The organism is Paraburkholderia caffeinilytica (assembly GCF_051027425.1).
Lineage (GTDB): Bacteria > Pseudomonadota > Gammaproteobacteria > Burkholderiales > Burkholderiaceae > Paraburkholderia > Paraburkholderia caffeinilytica_A.
On sequence record NZ_CP186552.1, the window covers coordinates 528,368 to 550,740 of the forward strand.

Genomic DNA, 22,373 nt, shown 5'->3' on the forward strand with positions numbered 1-22,373 from the left:
GCGTGGCTTGCGAACCGTTTTTTCCATTCAGCAGCAACCAGGAGTACGAGGAGATGACAATGGATATTCTGGTCGAGCGCGCCGACGGCGTGCTGACGATTGCCTTCAACCGGCCCGACAAGAAGAACGCAATCACCGCCGCGATGTATCAGACGATGGCCGATGCTCTGGTCGAAGCCCACGACGATGCGTCGGTTCGGGCGATTCTGATTCGCGGCAGCGTCGGCATTTTCAGCGCCGGCAACGATCTCGAAGACTTCATGAAGACGCCGCCGGGCGGCGAAAATTCTCCGGTGTTCCAGTTCCTGCGAGCGATCAGTGCGGCGGAGAAGCCGGTCGTGGCGTCGGTGGCGGGTCCGGCAGTCGGCATCGGCACGACGCTGTTGCTGCATTGCGATCTGGTCTATGCAGCGGATACCGCGAGCTTTTCGCTGCCGTTCACGCAACTCGGGTTGTGTCCGGAAGCGGCGTCGAGTTTGTTGTTGCAGCGCGTGGCCGGTTATCAGGCCGCCGCGGAAAAGCTGCTGCTCGGCGAAGCGTTCAACGCCGCCGAGGCGCAACGCATGGGTTTCGTGAATCGCGTGCTGCCCGTGGCTGAAGTCGATGCGTTCGCAGCCGCGCAAGCGGCGAAGCTGGCGGCGCTGCCGGCTTCGTCGCTGCGGGTGACGAAGAGTCTGATGAAGCGCGCGAGCCGCCAGGAACTGCAAACGCAGATGGCCGAAGAAGCGGTGCACTTCGGCAAGATGCTGCTCGCGCCGGAAGCGCGCGAGGCGTTCAAGGCGTTCTTCGAGAAGCGCAAGCCGGACTTCCGCCAGTTCGATTGAACTGGCGGTGTTCAGGCGCCTGAAAATACTTCAGGCGCCCGGAGCGCTCAAGGTTGCGTCGGCTGCAAGGTATCGTAGTCGACGTAGCTGGTTTCCCGGCAGAAGCTGACAAGCCGCACGCCTGCCTTGCTGGCAATCGCAATCGCGAGCGACGACGGCGCCGAAATCGTGGCGACCATCGGCACGTCGACGCGCGCCGCCTTGCGCACCAGCTCGTAGCTGGCGCGGCTCGACAGAAACACAAAACCTTCTTTGGTATCCACGCGATCGAGCACCAGTTGGCCGATCAGCTTGTCGAGCGCATTGTGACGGCCGACGTCCTCGAACGCGTAGCGGATCGCGCCTGCCGCATCGCACCATGCGGCGGCATGCAGACCGCCGGTCAGGCGCGTCAATGCCTGATGTTCCGGCAACTCGCGCGCGGCACGAGCAATCGCATCCGGCGCGAGACGTTGCAGAAAGCCGGTGTCCGGCACGCGTTCCGGCTTCAGATCCAGCAGATCGATGCTTTCGATTCCACATACGCCGCAGCCGGTGCGCCCGGCGAGCGCGCGGCGCTTTTCTTTCAGCGCGACGAAAGCCTGCTGCACCACCTTCAATTGCACTTCGGCGTGCGGCAATTCTTCATCGTCGTGCAGCTCGACCTCGATGTCCTGAATGTCGCTGCCGCGTTCCACGATCCCTTCCGAAATCGCAAAACCGACCGCGAATGCTTCCAGATCGCGTGGCGTACACATCATTACCGCGTGCGAGATACCGTTGAAAACGAGCGCAACCGGCCATTCCTGACCGACGTGATCGGTGACCGTTTCGACCGCTGCGCCGCGATGCCGGTGCACCTGTCGCTCCACGGCGCCCGTCTGCCCGTCTGTGTTCAGTTCGTTCAAGCTACTTCACTCCTTTCATGCCGCGCGTGTTTGAGCGGCTTGCAGCCTTGTCCGGCGGCGCGAAGCGGTGCCAGACCGCGCCGCTATCGCGCGAATAAGGTTCTAAAATACCTCAAGCCGGGCTTGCGTGTTGCCCGTCACTCAAGAGGAATACTGTCATGGGACTCAACGAGGCACCGCTTCTGTTCAACTTCGAAGTCGCGTCTTCGGAGAATTTCACCTACATCCCAATGTCGGTGCGTTTCAATCTCGATCGCTTCGGGCTGCGCATCACGCTCGAACAGTGGCAATTGCTGCCGCTCGAGGATCGCAAGCTGCTGGCGCGCTTCCCGGTCGAAGAAGACGCGGAAATCGAGCCGAATTTCGATCACGCGTTGTTCGAGATGCTGCGCACGCACGCCAATATCGAGCCGGAGTGGTTCACGCCCGAGGAAGCGCCCGCCTGGCGCCGCACGGATGCCGTGCCGGACGGCGTCGTGCACCAGGCGGGGCTAGCCGGCCTGCCCACGCCGCGTGTTACTCAGTGGGCCGAACTCGAGCCGTTCAAGCGCTATGTACTCGCCAAATTGTCGCGCAAGCCGGAAAGCAATCATGACTTCGTTCCCGCGATGAGGGAATTTGGTGCGGCCGGCTAGGTGCTGCCGGCTAGTACAGACTGCCCAAGGACGTCCGGCCAGGCACTGCCGCCCCAGAGGCCCCCAGCCAGACGCCCCCCGCCAAATCCGCGAAATATTTCGCCTCGCCCCCTCAATCTGTTCCGAACCCTGCCGTTATCCATGGGTTGGCGCGTAAAAAGACTCGACCCGATGCGGCCCGACGCATCGAAAGCGACCCCGTGCTCCCGCCCTCAGAACGATTGACGTTCGGAACCCATGACTCCTTTTTTATCGAAGCGGCTGCTGATCAATCTGGCAGTCGTCGCCGCCGCAGTCGGCGCGAACGCGTTCGTCGCCTATACGCAGATTTGCGGACAGCGCGACGCCGACGCGCGCATGCTGCGTTCGACGAGCGTGCGCCAGCATCTCGACGCCTACCACAAGGCGCTCGACGGCGGCCTGGCCGCGCTCGGCCGTTTCGAAGCCTCGGGTGAGGCCGCGCCGGTCAATGAGGCCGCTGCCACGGCGGCCTCGCTGGCCGGTCTGGAGCGCGAATTGCGCGCGGAGCTTGCCGGCGAACCGGTCATGCTCGCCACGCTCGCGAGGCTGAGCGCGGACAGTCACGCGCTGCAACGCGACATCGACGATGCATTGTTGAAGAGCACCGGCGCCACGCCGGACGAATCGCGCGCGTGGGCGGCGTCGGCCTATACGCATCTGGGGCTGGGTCTCGGTCATGTGGAAGCCAGCCTGGCGGCGTTGCGCAAGCAGGAGGACGAGGCGCTGCAGGCGTCGCTCGCGGCGTCCACGAGCGAAACCCAACGCGCCATGTTCGTGCTGATCGTGACGATGCTGGCCGGCAGCGCGCTTCTGATCTTCACGTTCGGCGCTCGCGAAAGCCGCGCGCGCGAGACGCTGCGCACCGTCCGCGCACTCAGCCGCAACGATGAGCGGTTTCGCGGCCTGTTCGACGATCATCCGGTACCGATGTACATTTTCGATCGCGACACGCTGCGCTTTCTCGCCGTCAACGCGGCCGCGATCCAGCAATACGGCTACACGGAAAGCGAATTTCTCGGCATGACGATTCGCGCGATCCGGCCGAATGCCGAAGTCTCGCGTCTGGAATCGCACATGCAGCGCAGCGATCTGCAACAGGGCCGCACGATGGCGGGTGTCTGGCATCACCGGCGCAAGGACGGTTCAATGATCAGCGCGGATATTTCGTATCACGCGATCAACTTCATGGGCCACGCCTCCTTCTTCGTGCTGGCCGACGACGTTACCGAACAGATCAATGCCGAAGCCGAAGCGCAGCGTTCGAACCAGATGCTCGAGGCGGTGATCGACAACATTCCGCAGCGGATTTTCTGGAAGGATCAGGAGTCGCGCTATCTCGGTTGCAACATGGCGTTCGCGCGCGATGCGGGGCTCTCGTACCCCGAGCAGGTGGTGGGCAAGAGCGACAGCGATATGCCGTGGCGCGCCTTCGCCGATCTGCTGAACGAGCACGATAAAGAGGTGGTGACCACCGGCGTGCCGAAGATGAATTTCGAGGTCGACGTGGTGATCGACGGCGTGCACCGGACCACGGTCACGAGCAAACTGCCATTCACCGACAACGACGGCCGCGTGATCGGCGTGCTCGGTTCCTACACGGACATCACCGAGCGCAAGCGTGCCGATCTGGCTTTGCGTCTGCAAAGCCGCGCGCTCGATGCCAGCGTCAACGCGATTCTGATTACCGCGCCGTCGCCGACGGGCAATCTGATCGAATACGTGAACCCCGCCTTCATGCGTATCACCGGTTACGATCCCGCCGAAGTGATCGGCCAGGATTGCCGTGTGCTGCAGCGCGACGACCGCGCCCAGGAAGGCGTCGCGCTGATTCGTCAGGCGCTCGAGGCGAACCGCGAGGTCAGCGCCGTGGTGCGCAACTATCGCAAGGACGGCGCGCTGTTCTGGAATCAGCTGTTCATTGCGCCGGTGCCGAACGCGGAGGGCATGATCACGCATCACATCGGCGTGATCAACGACGTGACCGATCTGATCCGCTATCAGGAACAGCTCGAATATCAGGCCAACTATGACAGTCTCACGCGGCTGCCGAATCGCAACCTGCTGCGCGACCGGCTCCAGCATGCGTTGATTGTCGCGCAGCGGCATCACAAGGGCGTCGCGGTCGTGTTCATCGATCTGGACGGCTTCAAGAACGTCAACGACAGCCTCGGCCATAGCGTCGGCGACCGCTTGCTGGGCGTGGTGGCCGAGCGGCTCGCGCGTTGCACGCGGACCAGCGACACGGTCGCGCGCCACGGCGGCGACGAGTTCGTGATCGTGATGACCGATACCGTCGACGAACAGTCGCTGATCGCGTGGATGGAGCGGGTGCGTGCGTCGATTTCCGAACCGGTGTGGCTCGACGGAACCGAGTTGTATGTCGGCTGCAGCATGGGCGCGAGCCTGTTCCCGCAGGACGGCGAAGACGCGGAAACCCTGATGAAAAAGGCCGACCTCGCGATGTATCGCGCGAAGGACATGGGCCGCAACACGTTCCAGTTCTACCAGCCGGAGATGAACGCGAGCGCGGGCGCGCGCCTGAATCTCGAACGGCGTTTGCGCCGCGCTTTGCGCGATAACGAATTTCTGCTGCACTACCAGCCGCAGGTGGATATCGAGAGCGGACAGATTGTCGGCACCGAGGCGCTGGTGCGCTGGCACGATCCGGAAGTCGGTCTGGTGATGCCGTCGCTGTTCATTCCGGTCGCCGAGGAAAGCGGTTTGATCGGGCCGCTGTCGGAATGGGTGCTGCGCGAAGCGTGCCGCCAGAACAAGGCGTGGCAGGACGAAGGTTTGCCGCCGGCGCGGGTGTCGGTGAATCTGTCGGCACGCGTTTTTCAGCAGCGCGATATCGCGAAGCTCGTCATGCAGGTGCTCGCGGAGACGGGTCTTGAGCCGCAGTATCTCGAACTCGAGCTCACCGAAAGCACCATCATGCGTAATGCCGAGGAGGCGGTGTCGATGCTCAACGAGCTGCACGCGCTCGGCATCGGACTTGCCATCGACGACTTCGGCACCGGCTATTCGAGCCTCAGCTATCTGAAGCGCTTCCCGGTGGACCGCTTGAAGATCGACCGCTCGTTCGTGTCGGATATCGGCGTGTCGGTCGACGATGAAACGATCACTTCGGCGATTATCGCGCTCGCGCATTCGCTGAAATTGCAGGTGATTGCCGAAGGTGTGGAGACGTCGGCGCAACTCGATTTTCTGAAAGAGCGCGCCTGCGACGAGATGCAGGGCTTCTACTTTGCGAAGCCTTTGTCGACGGACGCGATTTCGGAGCTGTTCCAGGGTGGCGTCGCGCGCGAACCTGCGGCGGTGTAGCGCACCGGAGCGCCAGGCGGGATTCGCGTGGCGTTACGGCTCGCCATCTGCCAGAAGCCGCGCGGCCATGAAGTCGATGAACACCCGCAACCGCGGCGGCACGCTGCGTCCGGCAGGCCAGACAATGCTCAGATCGATTCTCCGCTCCACGTAATCGTCGAGCACGGTGCAAAGCGAGCCGTCTTTCAGCGCCTGCCGTACCGAAAAATCCGGCATGCAGGCGATTCCCAAGCCACGCATTGCGAAGCACGCGCGCGTTTCGACGTTGTTGCAAACCATCGAGATTGGCAGGGTCACGTCGCGTTCGCCCGCTTCGCGCCGCAACGGCCAGATCTCCAGCTTGCCGCTCGTCGGATAGCGGTAATGCAGACAGACATGGTCCGCGAGATCGGCGGGTTTTTGCGGCGTACCGTGCCGGGCGAAGTAGTCCGGCGCGCCGACCAGCACCACGCCGAACGAACCGATTTGCCGCGCGGCGAGGCGTGAATCCGCCAGCGCGCCGGTGCGCACGACGACGTCGAAACCTTCGTCGATTACGTCGACCACGCGGTCGCTGAAGTCCAGATCCAGTTCGATCTCCGGATACGCCAGCATGAAATCGGCAAGTACCGGCAGCACCAGCGAGCCGACCAGGGGCAGACTCACGCGCAAGCGGCCGCGCGGCAAGCCGGCGCTTTGCGACATCTCCAGTTGCGCCGCTTCGATTTCGGCGAGGATGCGCCGGCTGCGTTCGAGAAACTGCATGCCGTCGGTGGTGAGCGTGATGCTGCGTGTGCTGCGATGAAAGAGCCGCACGCCGAGCCGTTCTTCGAGGCGCGCAATGCGCTTGCCGACTGCCGACGCCGATACGCCGAGCAGCCGCCCGGCGGTGACGAAGCTGCGTGTTTCCGCCACCTGCACGAATACCAGGAACCCGCTCAGACTTTCCACCGTCGCTCCCCATTCCGGACATAAATGTCCGCAGACCGAGGAACTCTATCCCAGTTTTTCTCCGGTTGCCGGATTCGTATGATGGCCGCGTCCCCCTTTACTGGAGCTGCCATGTCCGAATTGTTCGAGCCGTCCCGCTCTTCTCGTCATGCCGCGCCGCTCCCGGCGCGGGTCGATGCGGTGATCGACATCGCGTTGGCTGAGCAGCGCCTCGTTGGCGGCGTCGTGTTGATCGCACAGCACGGCGAGCCGGTGTATCGCCGCGCGGCGGGTCTCGCCGATCGCGAGCGCGAGCAACCGATGCACGAAGACACGCTGTTCCGGCTCGCGTCGATTTCGAAGCCGATCATGGCGACGGCCGCGATGGTGCTGGTCAGCCAGCAGCGTCTTGGACTCGACGACGCAGTCGAGCGTTACCTGCCCGAATTCACGCCGCGCGGGCCGGATGGCGCGGCCGTGCACCTCACCGTGCGGCACCTGCTTACGCATACTGCCGGCCTTGGCTATCGCTTTCTCGAAACCGACGGGCACGGTCCGTATGCTCGCGCAGGCGTCTCCGATGGAATGGATCTCGCGGGCATCACGCTTGCCGAGAACGTGCGCCGGATTGCCAGCGTGCCGTTGATGTTCGCGCCGGGCACCGCCTGGGCCTACTCGCTGTCGATCGACGTGCTGGGCGCACTGATCGAGCGCGTGACGCAATTGCCGCTGGGCGATGCGGTGCGCGATCTCGTCACCGCGCCGCTCGCGATGAACGACACCGCTTTTCATACGCTCGACGAGGATCGCCTCGCGACGCCCTACGTGAGCGACGTGCCGCGACCGCACCGTATGCGCGACAAGGAACGCGTGACGCCGTTCGAAGGCGCGGTCGGCATCGATTTCGAGCCGGCGCGCGCGTTGGACCGCCGCGCGTTTGCTTCGGGCGGCGCGGGCATGGTCGGTTGCGCGGACGACGTGCTGCGTCTGCTCGACACGTTGCGTGACGGCGGCGGCGCTTTGCTGCCGCGCGCGATCGTCGACGAAATGGGCCGTAACCAGACGGGCGAGATGGGGCCGCCCGACAAGCCGGGCTACGGCTTCGGCCTGGGTTTTTCGGTGCTGCGTGATCCGCTCGCTGCCGATTCGCCGGAGTCGTCCGGCACCTGGCGCTGGGGCGGTGCGTACGGCCATTCATGGTTCGTCGACCGGAGCCGCGGTTTGAGCGTCGTCGCGCTCACGAACACCTTGTACGAAGGGATGTCAGGCGTGTTCGTCAATGCGTTGCGCGATGCTGTGTATGGCGTGACGGCGCCCAAGGTTCAGGAGGCGAGCCCGTCATGAGCGAATTCGACCTGGACCAGGCCGACGCCGCGATGCGTCTGCCGCAAGCAACACAATCGACACAAGCGCCGCAATCGTCCGATCGCTTGCCGCTGTCAGGTTTGCTCGCGCTCGCCACGGCCGGTTTCATTACGGTTCTGACCGAGGCGCTACCCGCCGGCCTGCTGCGCGAAATGAGCGGCGACTTCGGGGTGTCGGCGGCGCTGATCGGGCAACTCGTCACCGTGTACGCGGCGGGGTCGTTGCTGGCGGCGATTCCGCTCGCGATCGCGACGCGCGGCTGGCGGCGTCGTCCGTTGCTGCTGATGGCGATCGCGGGTTTCGTCGTCGTCAATACGGTCACGACGTTGTCGACGGATTACACGCTCACGCTGGTTGCGCGGTTCTTTGCCGGCGTGTCGGCGGGTCTCCTGTGGGCATTGCTTGCGGGCTACGCGGCGCGCATGGCTCCCGCGCGCCTGCAAGGCCGTGCAATTGCGATCGCGATGACGGGAATACCGCTCGCGTTGTCGTTCGGCATTCCGTTTGGGACGCTGCTGGGCGCTTCGATTGGCTGGCGTTACACATTCGGCGCGATGAGCGTGCTGACCGTCTTGCTGCTTGGCTGGGTGCGCTGGCAGGTGCCCGATTTCGCCGGCCAGCCGGCCGGGCGGCGCACGACGTTGAGCGGTGTGCTCACCTCGCCCGGTCTCAAGGCGGTACTCATGGTGATGTTCGCCTATGTGCTCGCGCACAACATCCTTTACACCTACATCTCGCCGTTCCTTGCGCTCGCGCATTTGCAGCAGCGCGTGGATGCGGTGCTGCTGGTGTTCGGTTTGACGTCGCTGGCAAGCATTGCGATCGTCGGCGTGCTGGTGGACCGGCATTTGCGGCGGCTGACGCTGATCAGCATTCTGCTGTTCGGCGTGGCGGCCGTGATACTCGGACTGGCGAGCGATCTGCCGGCTGTTGTCTATGTCGGCGTAGGCATCTGGGGGTTCGCGTTCGGCGGCGCCGCCACGCTCTTTCAAACCGCGTCGGCGCGTGCTGCGGGCGAGGGCGCCGACGTCGCGCAATCGATGGTCGTCACGGTCTGGAATCTTGCGATCGCGGGCGGCGGGGCGTTCGGCGGCATAGCGATCGACCGGTATGGCGCGGTCGCGTTGCCATGGGTGGCGGCCGTGCTGTTGATCGGCACGTTGCTGTGTATCGGCATCAATGCTGTCCGCCGGGGCCGTGCGCGAGCCGGCGGCAAAACTGCGGCCGGGCGTCTCGGTGTCTGCAATGGGCAGTGAGTGACGCCGGTTGCTGGCCGCGCTTACCGTTCAATGGCTCGCTGCGCTGAGCCGATCTCCGCCCCGTTCGCTGCCTTGGCGCGCCCGCCCGAACGGAGCGTGCTGCGGGCGTCATCAGATCAGTTGGCGAAGCATGCCGCTTCGCCAGTACGACGCTCGCGCGCCGTTTATACCGCTGGCGTATCGACGAACACCGGCAACTGCTCGGCGAACTCAGAAAACGCCTGCAAGCGTGGATGGTCCGCCTTGGCGACGATCTCCGACAAGAACATCTGCGTGAAATTCCACGCGACGGCCACCGCCACATCTGCCGCGCCGAAATGATCCGGCTCGATCGGCAGCGGGGCCGATGCGAGTTCCTCTTCGAGTTCGCGGTAAGCGGCGTGCAATTGCTCGGTCACGCGATTGACCCACGGCTCATGCTGTTTTTCCGCCGGACGCAGATTGCGTTCGTAGACGATCTGCACGCTCTTTTCACATGCGGCCAGCGCAAGGCCCGTGAGGCGCGCGGCACGCAGGCAGTGCTCCGGTTGCGAAGGAAAGATCCGTTGATCCGGTGCGGCGAGCGTGGCGAGGTACTGCAGGATCACCGTCGAATCCATCACGCGTTGCCCGTTGTCGAGGATCAGGGTCGGCGCTTTCACGACCGGGTTGATCTTCGCGAACGCTTCATACGTGCTGAACACTGAAATCGACTGGTGTTCGAAGTCGAGCTTCAGCAACTTCATGCAGATAGCGACGCGGCGCACGTAGGGCGAATCCAGCATTCCGATCAGTTTCATCTCATTTCCGTTAGAAGATCTATAAGGTTGGCCCGAGCGGGCGAAGAGGCGGCTATTCGCTTACCAGACGGTGCTTGTGATGCATCAGATCAATAGATTAAAGTGCTCGGTGAGTCAAAAAAAGCGACATTAATCGACGGTTTACGTCAGAATTTCTTACATGAAGCCGATTCCGCCCCTCACTGCTCTGCGCTGCTTCGAAGCCGTCGCCCGCCTGGGCGGTGTGACCCAGGCCGCGCGCGAATTGCATGTCACGCACTCGGCGGTGAGCCAGCAGATCAAGGTGCTGGAAGATTCGATGGGTGTCGCGCTGTTCGTGCGCGAAGCGCGCGGCCTGCGGCCGACCGAAGAAGGCCGGTTCTACGCGCTGGAAATACGCTCGGCGTTGCGCGACATTACGCGGGCGACGCGCCGCGCGCAGGCGCGCCCACACGAAAGCGAATTGGTCATCGCGACCGTGCCGTCGTTTGCGCAGCATTGGCTCGTGCCGCGTCTCGCGAGTTTCCGCGAGACACATCCGTACTACCGGATCCGTCTGCTGACGAGTCTGCAGGTCGAGGATTTCCGCCAGGGTGTGAGTGATATCGGCATTCGCATGGGACAAGGGCATTGGCCCGATGTTGCGCAGCAGAAACTGTTCGACGACGAAGTGCTGGTCGTCGCGGCGCCACACTTCACGCTCGCGCCGGGAGGGCGTCTTCCCGTCACCGCTGAGGACGTGATCGCGTGTCCGTTGATCTCCAGCCCCAACACGCCGTGGTCCGAATGGTGCCAGGCGGCGCAGGTGGTGGAGCCGGCCGCCGAAGCGGTCGTGCTGTCTGCAAACGATTCGAACATCGTGCTGAGCGCGGTCCTGCTCGGGCAGGGCGTCGCGCTCGAGCGGCGCAGCCTCGTCGCGCATGCGCTGGCGCGGGGCGAACTGGTGCAGATCACGGACATCCGCGTGCCGTATCGCTATCCGTACTGGCTGGTGTGGCAGCAACGCGAGATTCTGAACGCGAAACAGGCGCATTTTGCCCAGTGGATCGACGCCCAGGTCGACGCCTATTTGCGTAGTGATGTGTGAGATTCTGTGCCGCCTCGCGCGCTCAGCGCGCCGTTCGCGGAAGATTCCCGGTTTCCGGGTGAGTGGCTGTCGTATATATTCGGATTTCCCATCTCTGACTTCGCTGGGAACCACGAAGCATCGATTCACGTGGCGTTGCGTCCGCTTTCCGCTGCTCGCACTCAGTCATGGGCGTTCCGCCGTCGAATATTTGCCAATCCGACTGGAGAGAAAAATGACTTCCTCACCTGCAAAGAAATGGGCTGTGATGCTGGCATCGGTTGTACTGAGCGTGGCTTCTGTTGCACCGGCGTTCGCGCAAAGCGGCGGTAGTGCTCCGGCGGGCGATCAAGCCGCTGCCGTCTCACCGTCGGCTGCCTCGAAGGCAGCCGCCAAGGCGCAGCGCAAGGCCGCGCGCAAAGCCGCACGGGCGAAGAAGAACGCCGAGCTGAAGCAATTGGAGAGCAATGGGTATAACCCGTCGCGCAACGATCCGAACTATCCGACGGATCTGCAGAACGCGCAGAAGAAGGCGGCGGCCGCCGCGGCGGCGAGTCAGTAAGCCGGCAAGCCGGCTGCGGGCCGGACAGCGGTTGCCGGCGCTGGGTGCTTGCGCTGGGGGATCCGGCGACTGCAACCTGGGACAGGCGGCCCGGCAAAGGCAATCCGGCAAATACCACGTATGAAACCAAACGAGGCGCCCAGGCGCCTCGTTTTCGTTTAGTGTCCCGCTGCGCTCAATCCAGCACGGGCAGCGCGCGCGGGCGCCGGTCGCTATCGGTCGCGACGTAGGTCAGGGTTGCTTCGGTGACCTTCACGAGTTCTTCGGTCAGGCTCATGCGCTGCGCGTAGACCTCGACCGACACCGTTACCGACGTGTTGCCCGTCTTGACGATATCCGCGTAAAAGCTCAGCAGATCGCCGACGAACACGGGCTGCTTGAAGACGAACGAGTTGACCGCGATAGTCGCCACCCGCCCGTTGGCACGGCGGCTTGCCGGAATCGACCCGGCGATGTCCACTTGCGCCATGATCCAGCCGCCGAACACGTCGCCGTGGACATTCGCGTCCGACGGTTGCGGCACGACGCGCAGCGCGCAATGTTTTTGCGGGAGTTGAAGAATATCGGTCATGGGGATGAAAAGCGGCGCCAGCCAGCTTCTGCGACAATAGAAAGATCAGGAATTGTACGGGAAAGCGCCCAGCCGGGTCGCGCGACATCAAGCAGAGTGCCGGGTTGGCACTTGCCGGTCGGCGCGCCGCTGCGAACTCCGTCGCTTCCACACTCTCCCCAGCCGATCCCATGCGCCGTACGCCCTCGTCCGAACCCTCACCGATCTCGACCCAGCCTCGCAACGACTGGCAAACGATCCTGTCGCTGCTCCCGTATCTCGCCACCTATAAATGGCGCGTGGGTTTCGCGTTGAGCTGCCTGATCGGCGCGAAGGTCGCCAATCTCGGCGTGCCGATCGTGATGAAGAAGATCATCGACGGCCTTGCGTCAGTGAAGCATCTCACCGCGCTCGGCCGCGCGCACGATTCGCCTGGCATCGTGCTGCTGGGTGGAGTCGGTTTGATGGTGGTCGCCTACGCCGTGGTGCGGCTGTCCACCTCGCTGTTCACCGAGCTGCGCGAAATTCTGTTTGCGAAGGTGACCGAAAGCGCGGTGCGGCAGCTCGCGCTAAAAGTGTTCCGCCATTTGCATGCATTGTCGTTGCGCTTTCATCTCGACCGGCAGACGGGCGGCATGTCGCGCGATATCGAACGCGGCACGCGCGGCATCACGCAACTGATTTCGTATTCGCTGTACAGCATCTTGCCGACCCTGGTCGAAGTCGGTCTCGTGCTCGGCTTTTTCGTCATCAAATACGAGGCGTATTACGCGATTGTCACGTTCATTGCGCTTGCCGCGTACATCGTATTCACCGTGAAAGTCACCGAATGGCGCACGCATTTTCGCCGCACGATGAACGATCTCGATTCGAAGGCGAATTCGCGAGCGATCGATTCGTTGCTCAACTACGAGACGGTGAAGTACTTCGGCAACGAAGAGTGGGAAGCGCAACGTTACGACGAAAATCTCAAACGCTATCGCACGGCCGCGATCAAATCGCAGCGTTCGCTGTCGGCGCTGAATTTCGGGCAGCAGGCGATCATCGGCACGGGGCTCGTGTTCATTCTGTGGCGCGCGACGCAAGGCGTGATGGCCGGGCGCCTCACGCTCGGCGATCTGGTGTTGATCAACACCTTCATGTTGCAGCTCTATATCCCGTTGAATTTTCTCGGCGTGGTGTATCGGGAACTGAAGCAAAGTCTCACCGATATGGATCGCATGTTCACGCTGCTTGGCGCGGCTCAGGAAGTGCCCGATATGCCGGACGCACGCGAGCTGCAGGTGAGCGGTGCACAGGTGCGTTTCGAGCACGTGAACTTTTCGTATGAACCGGCGCGGCAGATTCTGCACGACGTGAGCTTCACGATTCCGGCGGGCAGCACCACGGCGGTGGTCGGTCATAGCGGCTCGGGTAAATCGACGCTCGCGCGGCTGATGTTCCGCTTCTACGATCTGGACCGCGCAACAGGCGGCGCGATCACCATCGACGGTCAGGATATTCGCGACGTCACGCAGGATTCGCTGCGGGCCTCGATCGGCATCGTGCCGCAGGACACGGTGCTGTTCAACGATTCGATCTACTACAACATCGCTTACGGCCGCCCGTCGGCCACGCGTGAGGAAGTGATCGCGGCGGCGCGCGCGGCGCATATTCACGATTTCATCGAAGGGCTGCCGAAGGGCTACGAAACGCCGGTCGGCGAGCGAGGCCTGAAGTTGTCCGGCGGCGAAAAGCAGCGCGTCGCGATTGCGCGGACCATCCTCAAGAACCCGCCGATCCTGCTGTTCGACGAGGCCACGTCGGCGCTCGATTCGCGTTCGGAGCGCGCGATCCAGCATGAGCTCGATCAGATCGCCCGCGAACGCACGACGCTGATCATCGCGCACCGGCTGTCGACGGTGGTGCACGCACAGCAGATCATCGTGATGGACAAGGGGCGCATCGTCGAGCGCGGGACGCACGCCGAATTGCTGCATGCGAATGGGTTGTTTGCGCAGATGTGGGCGTTGCAGCAGCAGCGTGCCGCAGAGGCGCCGGAGTCGGCTGAAACGGTGGGCGCGGGGGACGGCGGGCGGTGAGCGATCTGCGGCGCGATGCACCGCCGTTCTGGCTTGTTGAATGTCGCTTTGAACGGGGCGTATTGCGTGTTCGCCGCTGAGCGATCGGTGTCGACCGCTCAGCCTTGACCGTTGCACGTTGCCCCGCGTGCGTTATTTCGCTGCGTCGTTCAACGCCGCGTGGCCTGCACTCAGCGTGCGCTCAAACGCTGATCCAAATCCTGCAGCTGCGCTGGCGTACCAACGTTTTCCCACAAGCCTTCATACAGTTCGCCGCTTGCGAGACCGTCTGCAATCGTCGCGCGGTAGTAAGGCGTCAGCGGGCGCCGCGTGCCGCGCGGCAGATCGTGGAACATGCGCGTGTCGTAGAGTCCGATGCTGCCGAACGTCAAGCGCGGCTGCCCGTCGAGCGACAGCACGCCGTCGATCAGACCGAAGTCGCCATGCGGATGAAACGCCGGATTCGGCACCATCACCAGATGCATGCCCGGCTTGGGCAGCGCCTTCAATCTGTCGGCATGCGCATTCAGTGTGGCGTAGTCGAAATCGGCGTACACGTCGCCGGCGATGGCGACGAACACTTCGCTTGCGCCGTCATCCTCCAGCAGCGGCAACGCCTGCGCGATCCCGCCGGCCGTCTCCAGGGCCTCATGCTCGGCCGAGTAGCGCAGTTGCACGTCCCAGCGCGAACCGTCGCCGAGCTCGGCCTCGATCCGCTCGCCGAGCCACGCGTGATTGATCACAATGGTTTGAAAGCCCGCCTTCGCGAGGCGTTCGATCTGCCACACGATCAACGGTTTGCCGCCTGCTTCGAGCAAGGGCTTGGGGCACGTGTCGGTCAACGGACGCATGCGTTCGCCGCGCCCGGCGGCGAAAATCATCGCTTTCTTCAGAGACATCGTCATCCGTCAGAACGTGTAGCCGACTTCATTCGCGCGGCCTTCGAGCTCGTCGAGCAGCTTTGCGAACGGACGCAGCGGCGCATAGCGTTCCGCGACCTTGCGGGCATAGCCGATGAAACGCGGCAGATCTTTCATGTAATGCGGTTTGCCATCGCGGTAGTTGATCCGGCAGAACAGGCCCAGCACCTTGATGTGCCGTTGCAGCCCCATCCATTCGAGCTGGCGATAGAACTCGCCGAAATCCGGATCGACCGGCAGGCCGGCTTTTTTCGCGCGTTCCCAGTAGTACACGAAGCAATCCAGTTCGAATTCTTCGTCCCAACTGAGGAACGCGTCGCGCAGCAACGAGGCGACGTCGTAGGTGATCGGGCCGTATACCGCGTCCTGGAAGTCCAGCACGCCGGGATTTGCGGGGTTGGGCGCGGCGGCAACCATCAGATTGCGCGGCATGAAGTCGCGCAGCATGAACACCTGCGGCTGCGCCCGGGCGCTCGCGATCAGCAGCGCGAAGGTGCGGTCGAGCAGCCCGCGGGTCTTGTCGTCGACCTCGCGGCCCAGATGGCGGCCGATGAACCATTCCGGCAGCAACTCCATCTCGCGGCGCAGGAAGGCTTCGTCGAACGGCGGCAGCACGTCTTCGCGCGACGTGAGCTGCCAGCGGATCAGGGCATCGAGCGCGTCGTGCATCAGCGAGCGGGCACGGCGCGGGTCGTCCCCGCTTTGCGCCTCAGTCAGCGCGCCGAGGTACGAATCGGTGCCCAGATCGGTGACGAGCATGAACCCGGCGTCGAAGTCGACCTCCAGCACGCGCGGCACATGCACGTTCGCCGCGCCGAGCAATTGCGCGATCTGCACAAATTCGCGGCACTTTTCTGGTGGCGGGGCGTCGACGGCGATCAGCGTGCCGGTGCCTTCGCCTTCCGCCGCCTTACCGGCGAGCCGGAAATAGCGGCGAAAACTGGCATCGGACGAAGCCGGGTGAAGCGTGCCGAGATCAAGCGCATAGCGTGCTGCATGGGCGTTCAGCCAGGCCTTGAGCAGTTCGAGGCGGCTGTCGGTGAAATCTTGGGTAGTGTTTCTGGAAGGGGCGAGCGTCATGAAAACCGGCGGCAAATTCAGAGGGGCAACGTCTTGCCATATAATACCCCACGACTTTTTTGACGCGACTCACGCCAGTTTTCGCGCATTCCGCTTTACCGCCCGCCTCATCGTTCGACAGATTGTAAATATTGATGTGCAGCCGACTGTCACGGTCGGGATGTGCAGGCGGTGGATCGTGACTGCAGAAGCTGACGGACGGGCCGATTCGCCAAACGATACATGCCGCCTAGACAGCTTTCCCAAACGACTTCCTCTTGTGCCGTAGTGCCGCGCAAAAGGCGGCTCGTAGCGGCGTTGATCGCCGTTCCGGGCCTGATGCCCGCGCTTGCCCATGCCCAGCTCGTGGGGGAAGCCGCGCAGCCGCAACCTATCGACGCGCCCTGGGGCATGCAGCTTGCCCCGCAGCTCGAAGAGCATCCATTGCAGTCAGGCCAGAAGGCTGCCACCTTCGTGCTCGGCGACACGACGAGCGGCACCTCCGATCAGGACATGGCCGCGAAAGGCTCGGCCGAGGTGCGGCGTAACACCTTCGTGATCAAGGCCGACGCGCTGCACTACGATCAGGACACGGACATGGCCGATGCCTATGGCCAGGTCCACCTGAACAACAACGGCGCCACGTTCGCCGGTCCGGAAGCGCATATGCGGGTGGACTCGAGCGAAGGCTTCATGTCCGCGCCGAAGTACCACTTCAACGTGACGGGCGGTTCCGGCAGCGCGGAGCGCGTCGACCTGCTCGACAACGAGCGCTCGGTGTTCACGAAGGGCACGTACACGGCGTGCTCGTGCTCGGACAATCCGGCCTGGTATATCAAGGGCAGCGAGTTCGATTTCGACACCGGCGCGGACGAAGGCGTCGCATACAACAGCGTGCTGTTCTTCCAGGGCCTGCCGGTATTCGCTTCGCCGTGGCTGTCGTTCCCGCTGTCGGGCGAACGGCGCAGCGGGGTGCTGCCGCCCACGTTCTCGCTCAGCTCGTCGAACGGCTTCGAACTGTCGGTACCGTATTACTTCAACATCGCGCCGAATCGCGATCTGACGGTCACGCCGCGCCTGATCTCGAAGCGCGGCGTGCAGTTGCAGTCCACGTTCCGCTACCTGTCGCCCACGTATTCCGGTTCGATCACCGGCGAGTATCTGCCGGACGACCACCTGACCCATACCAACCGCTACGCGCTGTACATCCAGCACAACCAGAACTTCGGCGACGGGTTCGGCGGTTACATCTACTACAACAAGGTTTCGGACAACACGTATCCGGAAGACCTGTCGTCGTCGGTCAGCCAGTTCATGAACGGCACCCAGCTCCTGTATCAACAGGAAGCCGGGTTGACTTACAACAACGGCCCGTGGTCGGTGCTCGCCCGCGAACAGCACTGGCAGACGCTGACGCCTTCGGTGGCGCCGTATGGCCGCGAGCCGCAGTTGAACGTGAAGTACGCGAAGTACAACATCGGCGGCTTCGACTACGGCGCGGAAGCCGACTACACGAATTTCCGCATCACCACCGCGGACATGACCCAGGGTCAGCGGGTGATGTTCAACCCGTACCTGTCGTATTCGGTGGTCGGGCCGGGCTACTTCGTGACGCCGAAGGTGCAGTGGCACTTTGCGTCGTACAACCTGAACAACATCAGCTCCGACGTGCCGGCCGGCACGCCGAAGAATTTCACCGAGTCGATTCCGACGCTCTCGTTCGACACCGGGCTGATTTTCGACCGTTCGGTGCGGATCTTCGGCGAGGATTACATCCAGACGCTGGAGCCGCGGCTTTACTACGTCTATACGCCGTACCGCAACCAGGAATCCGCGCCGCTGTTCGATACGGCCGATTCCGACTTCGGCCTGGCGGAAATCTTTACGCCGAACACGTTCGTCGGCAACGACCGGATCGCCGATGCGAACCGTCTGACCGCGGCCATCACCACGCGCTTCATCAACCCGGCCACGGGCGACGAACGCGCGCGTTTCGTGATCGCGCAGCAGTATTACTTCCAGGATCAGCGGGTCACGCTGCTGCCTACGCAGACCAGCACGCAGGCCACGCATTCGGACCTGATTCTGGGTGCGTCGCTTAAGCTCGGGGCCGGTTTCGCGTCGGAAACTGCGTTCCAATATAATGCCGACAACAACCAGTTGGTGAAGACGAGCGTCGGCTTCGGGTTCAGTCCGGGTACCGGCAAGGTGGTCAATGTCGCGTATCGCTACACCCGCGCGAACACCACGCTGGACAATCAGCCGATCAATCAGGTGCTGATCTCGGGGCAGTGGCCGCTCTCCCACCGTGTGTACGGCGTGGGCCGCTTCAATTACGACCTGGGCGGCCATCGGATCGTCGACGGTCTGGTCGGCCTGCAATACGACGCCGACTGCTGGACGCTTGGCGCCGGGATTCAGCGCTATGCGAACGGTCTGAACACGTCGGGGCAGAATCAGTCGAGCACGCGGTTTCTCGCGCAGTTGACGTTCAAGGGCTTGTCGAGCGTCGACAACGGGCTGATTTCCGCGTTCCGCGCCAGCGTGGCGGGGTACACGCCGTTGCCGCCGCCGCCGCCGCCGGAAGCGCGTTTCACCAATTACGAATGACGCTCGCGCGATCATTTATAGAATGCGAAAAGACGGGCCAGGCGCGCCCGATATCATTGGAGTATCTGTGGCAATCATGAAAAAGCTTCGCTTGGCAACGCTTGCGGCCGGTTTTGCCGCTGTGGCGTCTTTCCTGTCGGCTGCGCCGGTTCAGGCGCAGGCGCTCTCCGGCAATAACGGCCAGACGGTCGACACTATTGCCGCAGTGGTCAACAACGGTGTCATCACGCGGCGCGAGCTCGACGAGCGCATCGGCCTGATCACGCGGCGGCTGAACCAGCAGAATGCGCCGGTCCCGCCGATGGACCAGCTGCGCCAGCAGGTGCTCAACCAGATGGTGCTGGAACGCATCCAGTTGCAGAAGGCGAAAGAAGACGGCATCAACATCGACGACGCCGCCGTGCAAAAAACGCTCGAGCGGCTCGCGCAGGCGAACAACATGTCGCTCGACATGTATCGCTCGCGGATCGAGGCGCAAGGCGTGCCCTGGACCACCTTCACGAACGACGCGCGCACCGAGCTCACGCTCTCGCGTCTGCGTGAGAAGGAAGTGGACAGCAAGGTCACGGTGTCGGACGCCGAAGTCGCGAACTACATCGCCAGCCAGCGCGGACCGAACTCCGGCCTGACGAGCGATCTGCATTTCCAGCACATTTTCGTGAAGGCGCCGCTGAACGCCCCGGAAACCGACATCGAAGCCGCGCAGAAAAAGGCCGATGCTTTGCTGGCCGAAGCCAAGGGTGGCGCCAACTTCGAAAAGCTGGCGAAGTCGAATTCGCAGGCGCCGGATGCGTCGAAAGGCGGCGATACGGGTTTCCTGCCGCCGTCCAAACTGCCGCCTGAGTTCGTCAAGGCCGCTTCGGCGCTGCGCCCGGGCGAGATCAATCCGGATGTGATCCGCACCAACGACGGCTTCGAAGTCGTGCGCCTCGTCGATCGTCGCGCGGGCCAGGGCACCAGCTCCGATGCACCGAAGCTCGTGCAGACGCACGTTCGCCACATTCTGCTGCGCGTCGGCGACGGCATGTCCGAACCGCAGGCACGTCAGAAGCTGCTCGAAATCAAGAATCAGATCGCCGCAGGCGGCGATTTCGCGAAGTTCGCTCACACCTACTCGCAAGACGGTTCGTCGTCGCAAGGCGGCGACCTCGGCTGGATCAGCCCGGGTGAGACGGTGCCGGAATTCGAGCGCGCCATGAACAGCCTGCAGGACGGTCAGATCAGCGACCCGGTGCGCAGCGAATACGGCTATCACCTGATTCAGGTGCTGGGCCGCCGCGAATCGGAAGGTTCGGTTTCGCAGCAGATGGATCTGGCGCGTCAGGCAATCGGTCAGCGCAAGGCGGAACAGGCTTACGCCGACTGGCTGCGCGAACTGCGCGATACGGCTTACGTCGAAGTAAAACCGGTTCAGGCAAGCCTGCAGTAATCGTCATGACAAGCGCCGCGCAGTCCGCCAGCCTTCCGTTGCAGATCGCGATCACGACCGGCGAGCCTGCCGGCGTGGGCCCCGAACTGACCGTGCAGGCGTTGGCGGGCGCGGCGGCGCATTGGCCGGGCGCACAGTTCACCGTGCTGGGCGATGCGGATTTGCTGGCTGAACGCGCGCGCGCGGTTGGTGTCGATTGGGCTGCGCTGGTGGCGGGCGGCAAGCGCGTGCGGGTGCAGCATCGGCCGCTCGGCGCACCGTCGGTGGCCGGCAAGCTGGACGCCGCCAACGGCCGTTACGTGCTCGATCTGCTCGACAGCGCGATCGACGGCGCCGTGGCCGGCACGTTCGACGCGATCGTCACCGCGCCGCTGCAGAAAAGCACCATCAACGATGCCGGCGTACCGTTCACCGGCCACACGGAATATCTGGCCGAGCGCACGCACACGCCGCGCGTGGTGATGATGCTGGCCGGCACCGGCCGGCGCCCGTTGCGTGTCGCGCTGGCAACCACGCATCTGCCGCTCAAAGACGTCTCCGCCGCGTTGACGATCGAAGGCATCGTCGAGACGTTGCGCATTGTCGACCACGATCTGCGCCACCACTTTGGTTTGCCCGCGCCGCGTATTCTCGTGACGGGCTTGAACCCGCATGCGGGTGAAAACGGTTATCTGGGCCGTGAGGAAATCGAGGTGATTTCTCCGGCCCTGAAGCTCGCGAACGAACAAGGCATCGACGCGCCCGGTCCTTATCCGGCGGATACGTTGTTCCAGCCGCGCTATCTGGAACAGGCCGACTGCGTGCTGGCAATGTTCCACGATCAGGGTCTGCCGGTGTTGAAGTACGCAACGTTCGGCGAAGGCATCAACGTCACGCTCGGCTTGCCGATCATCCGCACCTCGGTCGATCACGGCACCGCGCTCGATCTGGCCGGCACCGGCCGTGCCGACTCGGGCAGTCTGATTGCCGCGATCGATACGGCGGTTTCGATGGCGCAGCACCGCCGCGCGGGCTGATACTGCCGTTGCGGTCGCATCTCTTCGCCGGGCGGTCTGATCCGGCGGTGTCGACGGCGTAGCATGGCCGGGCAGGCCGCTTCAGTGGCGGGGCCGCACGGCTTCATCAGCGTTTGCCGCGATTGCGAGTTGTTCCGCTTGCTCCTTTTTTAAGCAGTTCTCTTTCTTAGCGTTTCTTCGATGTCCACCAGCAGACAGCAACAGGGCCGGCACCAAGGCCATATCGCGCGCAAGCGTTTCGGACAGAATTTTCTGGTCGATATGGGCGTGATCGATTCGATCGTCGACGTGATTCGGCCGCAGCGCGGCGAACGCATGGTCGAGATCGGGCCGGGGCTTGGCGCGCTTACCGAGCCGCTGATCGAGCGTCTGGCGACGCCCGAGGCGCCGCTGCACGCGGTGGAACTGGATCGCGATCTGATCGGCCGCCTCAAGAAAAAATTCGGCGACCTGCTCGAACTGCATGCCGGCGATGCACTCGCGTTCGACTTCGGCGCGTTGGCTGCACCGGGTGAGAAGGCGTCGCTGCGCATTGTCGGCAATTTGCCGTACAACATTTCGAGCCCGCTGCTGTTTCATCTGAGCGCGTTTGCGCATCGCGTGATCGATCAGCATTTCATGCTGCAAAACGAAGTCGTCGAGCGCATGGTGGCGGAACCGGGCACCAAGGCGTTCAGCCGCCTTTCGGTGATGCTGCAATACCGCTACGTGATCGACAAGCAACTCGACGTGCCGCCCGAAGCATTCAACCCGCCGCCGAAGGTCGATTCGGCGATCGTGCGGATGATTCCGTACGAGCTGCATGAATTGCCGGCCGTGGACGAGCGCGTACTCGGCGAAGTGGTGACGGCGGCCTTCTCGCAGCGGCGCAAGATGCTGCGCAACACCCTGGCCGCGTTTCGTGACTCGGTGGATTTCGAGGCGCTAGGCTTCGATCTGCAACGCCGCGCCGAAGACGTGCCGGTGGCCGAATATGTGCGTGTGGCACAGATCGTGGCGGCTTCGCCGGCGCGCGGCGCTGCGGCGGCCGCCGCTGAAACCGACGAGGCGTGAGTTGCGCGACTCAGGCGCAACTGAGGTTTGACGCAAGCGCGCTGCGCCCTGCAGCGTGCATGAAAT

18 protein-coding genes are annotated in these 22,373 nt (G+C 63.4%); 12 read left to right on the forward strand and 6 right to left on the reverse strand.

What is annotated here, in order from left to right:
• Nucleotides 1-53 precede the first annotated feature (53 nt).
• Entirely contained in the window at nt 54-824 is a 771-nt protein-coding gene (locus ACOSV0_RS02310) for an enoyl-CoA hydratase (protein WP_434108491.1), read from the forward strand.
• A gap of 47 nt (nt 825-871) precedes the next feature.
• On the opposite strand, the gene fdhD is transcribed toward ACOSV0_RS02310, so the two are convergent.
• Nucleotides 872-1,711, reverse strand: coding sequence for a formate dehydrogenase accessory sulfurtransferase FdhD (gene fdhD / locus ACOSV0_RS02315; protein WP_434108493.1), 840 nt, complete (start codon nt 1,709-1,711; stop codon nt 872-874).
• A gap of 158 nt (nt 1,712-1,869) precedes the next feature.
• On the opposite strand from fdhD, the gene ACOSV0_RS02320 reads away from it, so the two are divergent.
• On the forward strand, nt 1,870-2,346 hold the full coding sequence (locus ACOSV0_RS02320; protein WP_434108495.1) for a nitrate reductase associated protein: 477 nt from the start codon (nt 1,870-1,872) through the stop codon (nt 2,344-2,346).
• 237 nt (nt 2,347-2,583) lie between these two features.
• The gene (locus ACOSV0_RS02325; protein WP_434108496.1) at nt 2,584-5,691 is read left to right on the forward strand and encodes a sensor domain-containing protein; all 3,108 of its coding nucleotides are present in this window, start codon (nt 2,584-2,586) and stop codon (nt 5,689-5,691) included.
• 33 nt (nt 5,692-5,724) lie between these two features.
• Here the strand turns inward: ACOSV0_RS02325 and ACOSV0_RS02330 are convergent, their stop codons facing one another.
• Nucleotides 5,725-6,621 (reverse strand): LysR family transcriptional regulator, encoded by an 897-nt coding sequence (locus ACOSV0_RS02330; protein ID WP_434108498.1) that lies wholly within the window; start codon nt 6,619-6,621, stop codon nt 5,725-5,727.
• Between the two features lie 111 nt (nt 6,622-6,732).
• On the opposite strand from ACOSV0_RS02330, the gene ACOSV0_RS02335 reads away from it, so the two are divergent.
• Together ACOSV0_RS02335 and ACOSV0_RS02340 are read left to right on the forward strand one after the other, a co-directional pair.
• Nucleotides 6,733-7,944 (forward strand): serine hydrolase domain-containing protein, encoded by a 1,212-nt coding sequence (locus tag ACOSV0_RS02335; protein WP_434108500.1) that lies wholly within the window; start codon nt 6,733-6,735, stop codon nt 7,942-7,944.
• A 32-nt stretch (nt 7,945-7,976) separates the two neighbouring features.
• On the forward strand, nt 7,977-9,221 hold the full coding sequence (locus ACOSV0_RS02340) for an MFS transporter (RefSeq protein ID WP_434110370.1): 1,245 nt from the start codon (nt 7,977-7,979) through the stop codon (nt 9,219-9,221).
• 167 nt (nt 9,222-9,388) lie between these two features.
• Here the strand turns inward: ACOSV0_RS02340 and ACOSV0_RS02345 are convergent, their stop codons facing one another.
• Nucleotides 9,389-10,003, reverse strand: a complete 615-nt coding sequence (locus ACOSV0_RS02345; RefSeq protein WP_434108502.1) for a glutathione S-transferase family protein — start codon at nt 10,001-10,003, stop codon at nt 9,389-9,391.
• A 160-nt stretch (nt 10,004-10,163) separates the two neighbouring features.
• Between ACOSV0_RS02345 and ACOSV0_RS02350 the strand changes: the two genes are divergently transcribed.
• Together ACOSV0_RS02350 and ACOSV0_RS02355 are read left to right on the forward strand one after the other, a co-directional pair.
• Nucleotides 10,164-11,069 (forward strand): LysR substrate-binding domain-containing protein, encoded by a 906-nt coding sequence (locus ACOSV0_RS02350; protein ID WP_434108504.1) that lies wholly within the window; start codon nt 10,164-10,166, stop codon nt 11,067-11,069.
• Nucleotides 11,070-11,283: 214 nt separating this feature from the next.
• Nucleotides 11,284-11,610, forward strand: a complete 327-nt coding sequence (locus tag ACOSV0_RS02355) for a DUF4148 domain-containing protein (RefSeq protein WP_434108506.1) — start codon at nt 11,284-11,286, stop codon at nt 11,608-11,610.
• Between the two features lie 175 nt (nt 11,611-11,785).
• On the opposite strand, the gene ACOSV0_RS02360 is transcribed toward ACOSV0_RS02355, so the two are convergent.
• The gene (locus tag ACOSV0_RS02360; RefSeq protein WP_434108507.1) at nt 11,786-12,181 is read right to left on the reverse strand and encodes an acyl-CoA thioesterase; all 396 of its coding nucleotides are present in this window, start codon (nt 12,179-12,181) and stop codon (nt 11,786-11,788) included.
• Nucleotides 12,182-12,351: 170 nt separating this feature from the next.
• Between ACOSV0_RS02360 and ACOSV0_RS02365 the strand changes: the two genes are divergently transcribed.
• Complete coding sequence (locus ACOSV0_RS02365; RefSeq protein ID WP_434108509.1) at nt 12,352-14,241, forward strand: ABCB family ABC transporter ATP-binding protein/permease; 1,890 nt, start codon at nt 12,352-12,354, stop codon at nt 14,239-14,241.
• A gap of 170 nt (nt 14,242-14,411) precedes the next feature.
• Here the strand turns inward: ACOSV0_RS02365 and murU are convergent, their stop codons facing one another.
• Nucleotides 14,412-15,125, reverse strand: coding sequence for an N-acetylmuramate alpha-1-phosphate uridylyltransferase MurU (gene murU, locus ACOSV0_RS02370; protein WP_434108510.1), 714 nt, complete (start codon nt 15,123-15,125; stop codon nt 14,412-14,414).
• 3 nt (nt 15,126-15,128) lie between these two features.
• Complete coding sequence (locus ACOSV0_RS02375) at nt 15,129-16,220, reverse strand: aminoglycoside phosphotransferase family protein (protein ID WP_434108511.1); 1,092 nt, start codon at nt 16,218-16,220, stop codon at nt 15,129-15,131.
• A 222-nt stretch (nt 16,221-16,442) separates the two neighbouring features.
• On the opposite strand from ACOSV0_RS02375, the gene ACOSV0_RS02380 reads away from it, so the two are divergent.
• The 4 genes from ACOSV0_RS02380 to rsmA all read left to right on the forward strand — a co-directional run bounded on the left by ACOSV0_RS02380 (nt 16,443) and on the right by rsmA (nt 22,307).
• Nucleotides 16,443-18,809 carry an LPS-assembly protein LptD gene (locus ACOSV0_RS02380; protein WP_434108512.1) on the forward strand — a complete coding sequence of 789 codons (2,367 nt, stop codon included), beginning with the start codon at nt 16,443-16,445 and terminating at the stop codon, nt 18,807-18,809.
• Nucleotides 18,810-18,876: 67 nt separating this feature from the next.
• Nucleotides 18,877-20,238: a peptidylprolyl isomerase gene (locus tag ACOSV0_RS02385; protein ID WP_434108513.1), complete on the forward strand. Its 1,362-nt coding sequence runs from the start codon at nt 18,877-18,879 to the stop codon at nt 20,236-20,238.
• A 5-nt stretch (nt 20,239-20,243) separates the two neighbouring features.
• Nucleotides 20,244-21,254, forward strand: coding sequence for a 4-hydroxythreonine-4-phosphate dehydrogenase PdxA (gene pdxA, locus ACOSV0_RS02390; protein ID WP_434108514.1), 1,011 nt, complete (start codon nt 20,244-20,246; stop codon nt 21,252-21,254).
• A 180-nt stretch (nt 21,255-21,434) separates the two neighbouring features.
• Nucleotides 21,435-22,307 (forward strand): 16S rRNA (adenine(1518)-N(6)/adenine(1519)-N(6))-dimethyltransferase RsmA, encoded by an 873-nt coding sequence (gene rsmA, locus ACOSV0_RS02395; RefSeq protein WP_434108515.1) that lies wholly within the window; start codon nt 21,435-21,437, stop codon nt 22,305-22,307.
• The last annotated feature ends 66 nt before the right edge of the window (nt 22,308-22,373 follow it).